The organism is Microcystis sp. M049S2 (genome assembly GCF_020245625.1).
GTDB lineage: Bacteria > Cyanobacteriota > Cyanobacteriia > Cyanobacteriales > Microcystaceae > Microcystis > Microcystis ichthyoblabe_A.
The window spans coordinates 1-12,020 of sequence record NZ_JADBUN010000278.1 but is presented as its reverse complement, the minus strand read 5'-3'; the positions used below and the strand labels follow the sequence as shown (position 1 = coordinate 12,020).

The window sequence follows — 12,020 nt, the reverse complement described above, 5'->3', positions numbered from 1 at the left end:
TAACATCTCGAAGGCTCTCCCCCTACTTAGGGTGATCAGCAAACCTGATCGATCGGAGGGCGCAAGCATTGCGCCCCTACAGTAACGGATTTTGTCCACAATGTAGGGGCGAACTGCGTTCGCCCAAAAGGTACATTATCGAAGCGCAAGTCCCTAACAGCTATCTCCCTAATCCTCCACTCTGCCATAGATGGCGTAGGCTCGATCGAGCGACCAGGCCCACATCTGATCCCCTAGGGAAAAATGCCACCATTCCCCCTTATGTCGGCTAAATCCCGCCTCCTCCATCACTTTAGCCAATAAAACTCGTTTTTGATGATAGCTCTGTTCTCGTGGGCTTTTTGCGGCGATATAATAATCGGGATGCGATCGCTCTCCGATCTCATCGATTTCTCCCCCCATGTCGATGGCTTGTCCCTTCTCGTCCACCAGGGTAATATCGATCGCCGCTCCGGTACTATGGGGAGGCGGGGTGGCGGCATTATCGCTGGGAACCGCCCAAATAGTGTAAACTTCTGTTAAAATCGCTTGACTTTCTGCCTCCGATAGTTTCTCTCTGGCTAATCCTTTTGTGTCGAGGAGAGTCTGAAAAGTATAATCGACCATAAATTGTTGCACTTCCACCGGTCGATAGGCATCAAAAATCAAAATTTGCCAACCGGGTTGATAGACTTGCAGACGGTTTTGAGCGTCAATCAGGGGATTTAACACCCCTTGTCGCAAAAAATAGGGAGATTTACCCCGATAATTAGCCCCTAATTTCTCGTAAGCGTGGGGAGAAGGGATAACAAACTTATCTGCGGGTATAGGTACTAGGGGTTCCCCACATTCACGAATAGGAATTTTTTGGTAGGGTTTCATCTCGTCATCGAGAAACAGTAATTTTATTGATGGTCAACTCGATCGCCAGTTTACATAGGGTTTGCGGCAAAAAGTTTTTCGTGGGGGTAGGGTGTGGGGTGTGGGGTGTGGGGTGTGGGGTTTTACCCATTTTCAGGTGGTCAATTACCTAATTTTCAGGGAAAAAGTCCAGGGATTTTCCCCCCAATCACTCCAAGGGTCGGCACTTTTTGAGGGAAAAAAGTCTAAAAACCTTATCCAACAAGGTTGTTAGATTTATTCAGCAAACCCTACATAAACCCGTTATTCCTCCTCCTCATCGGTTGTAGGGAATTTCATACTGGCCCAAGTTAACTGTTTTTGCGGGTCTTTTTCCGGTTCACTAAAACTCTCTTTGAGTTGTTCTTTCACCTGAGCAATATTGCCACTTTGAGCGGCATTCTTTAGATCATAGACATAACGAGCATTTTCGATCGCTTCCTCTTTACTACGAGAACTAGACTCAAAGCATTTTTCTAGGTCTTTGTAAATACCCTTGCGAGAGATTTTGAGAAAATATTGACGTTCTGTATCTATAAGTTTAGCCAATAATTCTAGGTGCATGGAATCCTCGGCACAGATATCCGCGAGGATATCCCATTCTTCACTCCCCAAAAGATTATTATCCGCTCCAGGTCGCGGGTCTTGAAAAGTTTCTCCAGTCACTTGTTTATAAATCTTCGGTAATTGGTCATCAAATTCGTGCTTTTCTTCCCTCCAAATCCGGCGAATTTCGCTGAGTTCCTCCGTGGTAATTAGGGTAATATCTTTCATATCCTCTGGAGCATTAGTACGCACGCTCTCCTGAGCCTCTAATACCCTTCTCAGCCAATATTCCCGCCATTTTTTAGTATAAGGGCCGGGTATGGGTTCGATCGATATTTCTCCATTTAAGTTTCTTTCAAATAATTGTACTTTCCCAAAGATACGGCGAAAATCCCGTTTTGGTCGGTCATCTTCTATATCTAATTCGTTGCGAAGGTCTAAAAGTGGTTGTAACCATTCTTTTTCTTGGTCATTCTGTATCATTGCCTCCATGGATTTATCTTTATTCACCAACGTACACACCCAACAACCAAAGCGCGAATCTCCACAGCTAGGAGTGGAAGTATCTACCACTAGGGGACATTCATTATCCGCAGTCGCTCCTCGATACATTGCTAATAATTCTTTGTTGTCTCCTCCCCAGGGATTTTCCCACTGCATCAAGTACATCCATACTTCATCAGTACGCCAATCTTCTATGGGAGTATAAACAAGTGAATTAATCAAGTGAGTATGAGGGCTAAGACGCTCCCTTAATCTCCCTACTTTATGTCTTTCTATGGTTACTGATCGTGCGGAGCTTTCCGTTTTTCGCGCACCTAAAATAACTATTGCCTCACCATTTTCTCTAACAACATCTCGAATAAAATAATTAACAGGTTGTATTTTCATCCGTTCAGTACACCAGCGAAATCCTCGTCGTGGTGCGGGATAGCCCTTCCCAATCAAACAAACCCAGAAAGTTTCCTTAACAGAAGGATTGATCTGATAAGGTTTAATAGGTATTTGATGATCTTTCGCCGCTATTTCCAATTTTTTTATACATTTGTTAACCCAAGTAGAAACAATAGGATTTTCAACCAAAGTATCTGTTGTAATAACATAAATTGTTTTATGTCTTTTTTCTTCTGGCAAACTAGCGATCGCATTCCAAACCAATTGTAAAACTGCTGTGCTATCTTTTCCCCAAGATACACCTATGATCCAGGGAATACTGTCTAGACAATATAACTCTTGTATTTCTTGAGTAATACTTTTGATATCTTCTACGAACTCCTCTATAGCACGATTAGGAAAAATAGAAGTTGTTTTTTCAAGCATAATGTTATCAACAAAAAGATAAACTAATTTCTAAAAATATTCTGACGATGCCATTGGATAGCTTCAGGTTTCGGATAGTGGTCTTCTAGAGTGGGTAATAAAATATTCATACCATGAAAGTCTTTAATTGCTTTAGCATTAGGAGAAATTTCTTGAAAGTCTTTACTAATCATAATTTTGTATTGATCGTCAATAGTAAATAGTCCTTGATCGAATGCCCAATGATGATTTTTACAAAGAGATAAACCATTGTTTATCTGGTTATCATAGAATCTGGCAAAAGGTTTGATATGTGCGCCATCGACAATACTTTGTGTCAAGGAGTGGTTTACTTTAAGACCGCAAAAAGAGCATTGATAATCGTATAAATGGACGACTGATTTACGAAATAACGCATCTCTAACTATAGACTTTCTGAAATAATATTTTGTCTGTGTTTCTCCTGTAGCTAAACCGCTACGATCTAGTTCAGTGTCATCATCTTGTTGTAAGACTTGATTAATTTCTAAAATATCTTCTAATTGCTTTTGACTAGAATAAAACCAAGCTTCTATTAGAGTATCAATTAGCTGTCGTCTAGCTTCCGGTTCCTGTAAAAGTTTATACAATTCCTGATCTAAAATCGCATAATCTACATCTGCTCTAATTTTGGGAATAGTTTGAGGACGGCCACCAGTATAAATATCACTAAACTTTAGCTTCCAAAATCCGTCATTTTTTAGATGAAAGAATGGTAAAGCTAACCCACCTTTAAAAGTATCTGGGTTTAAACGCTTCCAATACTTATCAAAAGTATCGATTAAGTCATCAGAAATATATATTTTATTGTCTTGAATTTGAGAATCACTAATTAACTCAATTACTGATAATAATAAGATAGGCTTATAAGGTGCTTCACCACTTTGCTTAGACTTATTGACTTTAATTTTAGAAAATAAGTCACAATAATATTTTAAATTGCGTAGGGGAAGACTATCGACCATAGGGGGGGGGGAGATATGCGGCTAAAAAAAGGAAACCATTACCAGCATACAGAAAAACATCCCACCGAGAGGAAAAAATATAGAAAGGCTAGAGAGATCCTCATAATAAAATCGATCGAGCGCGGCTGACGAGCGATCGCGATCTATAGAACATTTGTGCTAATAAAAAAACGGACTTGTGGGAGAGTAGTTAACCTAATAATAGCCACAGGTTAATTCTAGGGATTACCTGAAAAAAATACTTTCCAACCGGCAGTAGCGATCGCACTTGCCAAAAGAATAATCAATGTCCAAACCTGATTTTTTTGGGTTCCTTCCACTGATTTTAGGCGATTATCGATGCCCTCAACCTTTTCAGTTAACTTTGCCTGTCCTACCTCCAGCTTATTTAACCGTTCGTCGATTTTGTCAAATTTTTGATTAACATCTTTTTGGAGACTGTCAATTTTCCCCTCAATCCTCGTCAAAACAGCTTCTAGGGAATAGGTAACGGTTTCGTTAGACATGGTGAACAACTCCCATTAGAGCATATTTTCTCGGTTCCCTATCGGGGACTATTTTAAGGCTAAACCGGTTCGAGGTTATCTGAGAAGAGCGTTTTTCTGGGATGACAAAACTTGAAACCGTGAATAATAGCCACAGATTAATTCTAGGGATTACCCGAAAAAAATACTTTCCAACCAGCAGTAGCGATCGCACTTGCCAAAAGAATAATTAATGTCCAAACCTGATTTTTTTGGGTTCCTTCCACTGATTTTAGGCGATTATCGACTCCCTCAACCTTTTCGGTTAACTTTGCCTGTCCTACCTCTAGCTTATTTAACCGTTCGTCGATTTTGTCAAATTTTTGGTCAACATCTTTTTGGAGACTGTCAAATTTTTGATTAACATCTTTTTGTAAGCTGTCAATTTTCCCCTCAATTCTAGTCAAAACAGCTTCTAGGGAATAGGTAACGGTTTCGTTAGACATAGTATCAACTCCCATTAGATATATTTTCTCGGTCCGCTATCGGGGACTATTTTAAGACTAAACCAGTTCGCCGCTTTCTTGTAAAGAGTGGAGACGCTGATAGATTCCCTGCTGATTTAATAATTGGTCATGGCTACCGATCTCGACAATGCGACCATTATCCAAGACGACAATTTGATCAGCTTCTCGAACAGTACTGAGACGGTGGGCGATAATAATCGTGGTGCGAGTGCCTAAAATGGATTTCATGGCTAGTTGAATGGCCCTTTCTGACTCATAATCTAAGCTAGAAGTGGCCTCATCAAAAACTAACACATCTGGATCAACAATTAAGGCCCTAGCAATTCCTAAACGCTGTCTTTGTCCCCCCGAAAGACGCACACCCCTTTCCCCTACAATAGTGGAATAACCATTAGGTAATTCGTGGATAAATTCATCGACACGGGCGATTTTACAGGCTTCTGCTACCTTCTCGAAGCTAATATTAGGATTACCATAGGTGAGATTTTCTAACACTGTACCATTAAAAACATCTACTTCTTGATGGACAATCGCTAACCGGCGCCGATACCAAGTCACATCTAAGCGACGAATATCCTCGCCATCCATCAGAATTTGCCCTTGATTCGGTTCAAAATAGCGGAAAAGTAACTTAACTAAAGTGGATTTGCCTGAACCTGATTTTCCCACTAATGCCACGGTTTGATAGGGTTCAATCAGCAGATTAATATCCTTGAGAATGGTTCTTTCTGGACTATAGCCAAAGCTAAGATTACTTAATTCTACTTTCCCTGTAAAATGATAGGGATTATGTTGGGCATGATCGGCTAAAAGACTACCGGCATCAGTGCCACTGGGTAAGTTGATAAATTCCTGTAAACGTGCCATAGAAGCATAGCGACGGGCAAAAGTTTCTGCCATTTGGGATAGGGGATCTAATTCCGCATAGGCCATACTAGCGAGGGTATAGGTGGTGATAAAATGCCCGATCGAGATTTTCTGTTGAACGGTAGCTAGGAGAGTAAAGAAAAATACTCCAAATAAACTAGCTTGGACGAGGGTTTTTTCCCAAGTAATTAAGTCCACATAACCCTTATGAATGCGATAGACAACGTAGGTAAATTCTCTCTCTAAACGCTGTTTCTGACGATATAATTCCTGTCCTTCTGTGGCAAAAGCTTTGACAGTTTTGATATTAGTAATAATCTCAGAATTGCGACTTTGGGTATTTTCGATGTGCCGATCAAGAATTCTTTCTTTTTGCATTAGATCTTTTAAATCTCTCACAATAAAAGCTAGAATTAATACAAAAGAAATAACAAAAGCGAGGGCGATCTGCCATTGAATTACCCAAATAACAATAAAGATACCCAAAACTCTAAACAATTTTGGGATCATCATTCCCGCCACTTCGGGATAAGTCCAAGTATGATTTTCTATCCCTTTGGCGATCCGGTTAGCGATGCGTCCTGGATTATTTTCATCGTAAAAAGATAGGGGTAAGGTGAGAATTTTAGCAATAATTTTTCTGAGATGATCTCGTCGCGCTCTTAAGGATATTTCCCAGTGAAACCATACACCCACCCAAGGCTGAATTGGTGCTTTAATTACTGTAGTTAGGAAAATTAAGCCTAATAATACCGTCAAACTAACCCACTTTTCTGAGGCAAAGGGAGTTAAAACCATGGTGCGATCGACCAAAGATTGTACGAATCCATCTAAAGGTTGATCGGAAAGAACATTAAGAATCTGTCCGACAGCGTAGGGAACCATCAGATCGATAATTTCAAAGACACTGGATGCAGCAATGCTCAAAAAGGCGGCTTTTTGATAATTGCGATAGTAACTGAGAATATCGCGTAAGGAAGCCATAACATCAAGTAAATTGCCAATTTTTAACTTCTATCTGGTAACTGATAACTGAAGAGACTAAAGGCACTTTTGGGATTGTTTTTCTGGAGTTACCATTATACTACAATACTACAAAAATCTGCCGACCTAGAAATTTATAGGACAAAAGCCTTGTCATAGTCTTGTATTCTCAATCAGCTATTAGTCAGGAGACGATGCCAGATCAGCTTATATTTCATCCTTGGCAGAAGCACCACAGATCAATTTATCGGAAATTTTGGCGAATATTATCACAAAAATTAATAAATTTCTGAAAGGTTTTTAAGTGTTCAGTTTTATCGATACGCTGTATTATAAAGCTTTTTTTCGGTACTTCTTCCTTCAACTAAAAAATAAATATTCATCGATTAACTAATTCCTTGGGGAAATTCTTCTAAGACATTGATAAGATCAATAAAGGCTTTTTGTCGAGTTTTAGAAATATGAAAATCAGCCGCATTGTTTACCTGAATTACTCCTCCTTTACGAGTGACTATTTTCCAATAGGCAGGACTAATATTATTAATTATATAGGGATGATGACTGGTAATAATAAACTGTAAATCTCGATAATTAACTAATAAATCTTCTGTTAAAGTGTCCAAACAGTTAACCCCCAAACTATTTTCAAATTCATCGATTAATATAACGCTCCCATCAGGAGATAATTTGATCGTTGCTAAGAACATCAGGCTTTTTATCATTCCAGAGGAGATATTTGGTTCTACAATCCAAACATTAGAGTTTTTTTCTTTTATTTGTATGCGAGGTAGCTCTTCAAATAAAATCATTGGAGTTGATGAAAAAAACAGTTCACCTAGTTTTAATGGTTCTAAAAATTCTATTTTTAAATCTTCAACTTGAGGGAAAATATCTAAAAACTTTCTCTTTATTATCTCGAACGTATCAGGATATTTTTTATAAGTGATCAGTAGTTTGTCGGAAATACGAAGTTGACTCGATTGTAATTCAGAGAGAGAGTTATATTTGGCATATTCGTCGTTTTCCAAGATTTTATCAACTGCTGAATATGAGATATTAAACTTAAGTGGATTGAAAATCATTTTGTTAAATTCCTGTCGAACAGGGAAAACATCTTCTTCTTGATTGAAAAGCTCTATACAGCTTAAATAAGATGGTAGTTTTGGTGTCTTTGAATGTTTAAACTCAATTACCTCTTGATTTCTTGCGATCAAAACCTCTTGATCTTTTAAAAGAGTTTCCCTAATTATACTAACCTTATTTTCGCCGTCATTAACATTGACTTCATCTTCTTCAATCTTGATGAGAGAACGCGCTTTTTTTACCTCAAATTCACCCAACCAATGATAACGAACATTATCATTGGTTAAAAGTTCCACATCCCATTTCACCCCATTTATGGATGCACCGTTAGCGATTCTTTTTAAATTACTAATAGCCTTTAAAATCGAGGTTTTTCCTGCACCTGAGATACCAACTAATAAATTCAAATCTGGAAAAAATTTGCAAGAATCTATACTTAATCCAGAGGATAAATCTTGATAGGATAATTTCAAAAGTTTCATAATAATTTCTTTCCCTCTGCCAAAACTAAAAAGGGTGAGGATTGACTCACCCCAAGATTTTACTGAGGATCGAGTTTTAGGACTGCCATAAATGCCTCTTGCGGGACATCAACAGTTCCGATCGCTTTCATCCGTTTCTTCCCTTTTGCTTGCTTGTCTAACAGCTTTTTCTTGCGGCTAATATCACCACCATAACACTTAGCTAACACATCCTTTCTTAAAGCAGGAATATGTTCACTAGCGATAATTTTAGAACCAATAGCTGCTTGAATGGGAACCTTAAATTGATGCCGGGGAATCAATTCTTTTAACTTTTCGGTTAAAGCACGACCAACATAATAAGCTTTATCCCGGTGAACGATCATCGCTAAAGCATCAACGGGATCACCATTGACCATAATATCTAATTTAACTAGCTCATTTTCCCGATAGCCAATTAATTGATATTCCATACTAGCATAACCGCGCGATCGAGATTTTAATTGATCAAAAAAGTCTGTCACCACTTCTGCTAAAGGTAACTCATAAATCAAAGCGGTGCGAGTTTTAGTAAAATAACGCATATCCTTGAAAACTCCCCGACGACTTTGACATAATTCCATCAAAGCACCTACATAGGTTTCCGGAGTAATCATTTCCACTTGGATATAAGGTTCCTCAATTTTTTCCCGTTTTTGTGGGGAAGGTAACAAACTGGGATTATCCACTTCGACAATTTCGCCATCGGTGGTAGTGACCTGATAAACTACCGAGGGAGCAGTGGTAATTAAATCTAAGTTATACTCCCTTTCTAGTCTTTCCTGGACGATTTCCATGTGTAGCAGTCCCAAGAAACCGCAACGGAAACCAAAACCCATGGCGCTAGAAGTTTCCGGTTCGTAGGATAGAGCTGCATCGTTTAATTTTAACTTTTCCAGCGCATCTTTGAGATCGGCATACTGATCGGCATCGGTGGGGAATAATCCGCAGAAAACCATCGGTTTTGCTTCTGTATAACCGGGTAAAGGCTCTTGTGCTGGTTTAGCGGTTAGAGTAATCGTATCACCCACCCGGGCATCAGCAACAGTTTTAATTGCGGCTGCCAGATAACCCACTTCTCCCGCGTGCAGTTCATTTACCTGTACCTGTTGCGGTGATAAAATTCCCAATTCATCGATCACAAATTCTTTACCGGAAGCCATAAAACGAATTTTATCGCCCTTTTTCACCCGACCATCCATGACGCGGAAATAGACAATTACTCCTCGATAAGCGTCGTAATAACTATCAAAAATTAAAGCTCGGAAGGGTTCTTCGAGGGTATCTTGGGGAGGGGGAACTAATTGGACGATCGACTCTAGAATATCATTAATACCGATCCCAGCCTTAGCCGAGGCCCGAATCGCCTCACTACAGTCTAAACCCACCACTTCCTCGATTTCCGCTGCGACCCGTTCCGGTTCGGCACTGGGTAGGTCGATTTTATTTAAAACTGGGATAATTTCGAGGTTATTTTCCAGTGCTAGGTAAACATTGGCTAAAGTTTGCGCCTCTACTCCTTGGGACGCATCCACAACTAATAAAGCTCCCTCGCACGCCGCTAAAGACCGAGAAACCTCGTAGGAAAAATCCACATGGCCGGGGGTGTCAATCAGATTGAGAACGTATTTTTGACCATCCTTAGCGGTATAATCCATGCGTGCCGCCTGTAACTTGATGGTGATACCTCGTTCCCGTTCCAAGTCCATATTATCGAGAAATTGTTCTTTCATCTCCCGTTGGGCTACGGTTCCTGTAATTTGCAGGAGGCGATCGGCGAGAGTTGATTTACCATGATCGATATGAGCGATGATGGAAAAATTGCGAATGCGAGAAACGGGAACGTCAGTCATCGTGGTTCACTGTTGGCAAAAGTCAGGGGTTTATAAAATTTTAGATTCCTTAATTCATTGTAGAGGTAAAGTCTCTAAGGCTGGAGCAAAAGCGAAAAGTAAAAGGTAAAAAAAGCTAAACTGCAAGTATAGTCAGGGTTTTGGCCTTAGCTTTCCCTCTCGGCATCCACAGAAAACTATGGTCAGTTTGAGTATGGGGACAAAATCAGGCAAAGGGCAATGGCTAAGGAAAAGCTCTATGATTTGTCCAAATCGGATTACTATAGATAAACTCTTGGATGAGAATCCTCGACTGACGGGTAGAATGATAGATAGCAATCATTAATAGAGCTTATGAACGACAATGCTACACCGACTCAGCGCACGGCGGAGAAAGTTGAAATCGCTATTCACCTTGACTCGGAAGTTTTAGACCAGATTAAACACCTGACTAACGATCCTAGTCGCATTATCGAAACAGCGATTAAACAGTGGCTAAGAGGAGAGAAACAACCGGATGAGGACTTAACCCGTCATCTTCGACGCAATCCCCCCGTACCACCCAAAGGGGAATGGAATGACTAAGATTTTTCAGTCTCTAATAGGTTATTTCCCGACGGAGAGACTGAAATATTTTCTTATGTCAACCATTGATGGTAATTGAGATTTTTTCCCCAACTAAGCTGGTCATACTAAATTCGTTGAGTATAGGCTACATATCAGGACAGGCAAAAGGGGGAATAGATAATCAGTCTTTAATAACTGGATTTAGGATCATTTTGCTTGGGTACTGACAGGAGGAACAAAACTGATGCGGATAGAAATTCAAGGAGCCGATGCTATCAAGGTTGCTCAGGACATCCTAGAGATGGAAGGGGTGCAAGGCAGCTACGAAGTTATCTCCAAAGTGGAGAAAGAGGGAACCCTTGCTACCATCGCCACCATCATCGGCATTATTAGCGGAACAATCACCATCGCTGAGAAATTTTACCAATTAAAGCGAAAAATTGACTCTCCTGAAACCCCGAAAATCGAACGAGTGTTCATTATCAGCAAAAACGGCGATCGCCTGCCGCTCAAAGATGCTACCCTAGAGCAACTACAAAAACTATTGGAACAAGAAAAATCATCAGAAAAATGGGTTTGAAACCCCGTCCTAAAAGCTATCCCTTATAGGGATCTTTCTTAACAATTGTTTCAGTAAGCACTCCAACCCTTATCCTGACTTGATTTCAGTTTTTTCTTAGTCAGTAAGGGTGTCAACAAGGAATATTACAAATTGTTAACCGAGTCTTGAAAGCCTTGTGCTACAAAGGTTTGAAATGTTAAGAAAGATGTGACTAAAGGACAGGTCCTAAAAGGACGGCTTTACATTAGACCTCGACCTAATATTATCTCAAGACCAAAAGTCTTTCTAGTTAAGGAATCTACCCGAATAAAAATTATTTTAATTGCCTCATATTTCCTCAGTGAAATTGAATTAGCAACGATAGATATACATTTCAGCTATCGAACTATCTAATTAGTACACAGACTAAAAGCAAGCTGTGACTGAGCTATAATTTTTGGAGATGTCTAGTAGAATCAGGGTAGCTACGTTGACCTTAAAGGTGGGTGAAACGGACAGTGACACCTGTGTTAAAAGGCGGCTGACCGAACGGTTCAACAAAGCTCACCGTCCAACGGTGGTCTTCGGTGCGGTAGCACTCCAGACCCAGCCCCCACAAGCAAAGGCTTTAAGCGAGTGAAGCGAACAACAGACCAAAAAAGTAGCCCCAATTGTGATAACATCGGTGGGAGTAGCGGCAATTGGCATCGCCAGGGGAGTAGGAGTCTTGTCCTAGTTCATACACAGTGGTTTTCCATGAGTGCCTTCCCGAAGAATCACCGCGCTTCTAGCCTGCATTATTCACCAACTGGCAAAAACCTGATTGTGAGGACATCTCAAAAAACAGACTGTTTTTCAGCCAGATCGCTAGATGAACTTCTTGCCAAGGCTTTCGAGGATTTTCCAAAGTCTTCATGAATAATGCAG

At 40.1% G+C, this 12,020-nt stretch carries 11 protein-coding genes; 3 read left to right on the top strand and 8 right to left on the bottom strand.

What is annotated here, in order from left to right; translation table 11 throughout:
• Positions 1–168: 168 nt before the first annotated feature.
• The gene (locus tag IM496_RS21380; protein WP_287663253.1) at positions 169–861 is read right to left on the bottom strand and encodes a M15 family metallopeptidase; all 693 of its coding nucleotides are present in this window, start codon (positions 859–861) and stop codon (positions 169–171) included.
• Between the two features lie 61 nt (positions 862–922).
• On the opposite strand from IM496_RS21380, the gene IM496_RS21375 reads away from it, so the two are divergent.
• Positions 923–1,114, top strand: a complete 192-nt coding sequence (locus IM496_RS21375; RefSeq protein ID WP_104397014.1) for a hypothetical protein — start codon at positions 923–925, stop codon at positions 1,112–1,114.
• A gap of 29 nt (positions 1,115–1,143) precedes the next feature.
• On the opposite strand, the gene dndC is transcribed toward IM496_RS21375, so the two are convergent.
• The 7 genes from dndC to lepA all read right to left on the bottom strand — a co-directional run bounded on the left by dndC (position 1,144) and on the right by lepA (position 10,006).
• Positions 1,144–2,745, bottom strand: coding sequence for a DNA phosphorothioation system sulfurtransferase DndC (gene dndC / locus IM496_RS21370; protein WP_287663251.1), 1,602 nt, complete (start codon positions 2,743–2,745; stop codon positions 1,144–1,146).
• Positions 2,746–2,768: 23 nt separating this feature from the next.
• Positions 2,769–3,728, bottom strand: coding sequence for an HNH endonuclease (locus tag IM496_RS21365; protein ID WP_066030138.1), 960 nt, complete (start codon positions 3,726–3,728; stop codon positions 2,769–2,771).
• Positions 3,729–3,946: 218 nt separating this feature from the next.
• Positions 3,947–4,234, bottom strand: coding sequence for a DUF4164 family protein (locus tag IM496_RS21360; RefSeq protein WP_046663852.1), 288 nt, complete (start codon positions 4,232–4,234; stop codon positions 3,947–3,949).
• 143 nt (positions 4,235–4,377) lie between these two features.
• Positions 4,378–4,698, bottom strand: a complete 321-nt coding sequence (locus IM496_RS21355) for a DUF4164 family protein (protein ID WP_194014993.1) — start codon at positions 4,696–4,698, stop codon at positions 4,378–4,380.
• Between the two features lie 57 nt (positions 4,699–4,755).
• Positions 4,756–6,570 (bottom strand): ABC transporter ATP-binding protein, encoded by a 1,815-nt coding sequence (locus IM496_RS21350; protein WP_287663244.1) that lies wholly within the window; start codon positions 6,568–6,570, stop codon positions 4,756–4,758.
• A gap of 386 nt (positions 6,571–6,956) precedes the next feature.
• Positions 6,957–8,135, bottom strand: coding sequence for an AAA family ATPase (locus IM496_RS21345; RefSeq protein ID WP_287663241.1), 1,179 nt, complete (start codon positions 8,133–8,135; stop codon positions 6,957–6,959).
• A gap of 59 nt (positions 8,136–8,194) precedes the next feature.
• Positions 8,195–10,006: a translation elongation factor 4 gene (lepA, locus tag IM496_RS21340; protein WP_002762209.1), complete on the bottom strand. Its 1,812-nt coding sequence runs from the start codon at positions 10,004–10,006 to the stop codon at positions 8,195–8,197.
• A gap of 333 nt (positions 10,007–10,339) precedes the next feature.
• Between lepA and IM496_RS21335 the strand changes: the two genes are divergently transcribed.
• Both IM496_RS21335 and IM496_RS21330 read left to right on the top strand, forming a co-directional pair.
• Positions 10,340–10,570: a type II toxin-antitoxin system CcdA family antitoxin gene (locus tag IM496_RS21335; protein ID WP_002732463.1), complete on the top strand. Its 231-nt coding sequence runs from the start codon at positions 10,340–10,342 to the stop codon at positions 10,568–10,570.
• 226 nt (positions 10,571–10,796) lie between these two features.
• On the top strand, positions 10,797–11,132 hold the full coding sequence (locus tag IM496_RS21330) for a hypothetical protein (RefSeq protein ID WP_287663237.1): 336 nt from the start codon (positions 10,797–10,799) through the stop codon (positions 11,130–11,132).
• The last annotated feature ends 888 nt before the right edge of the window (positions 11,133–12,020 follow it).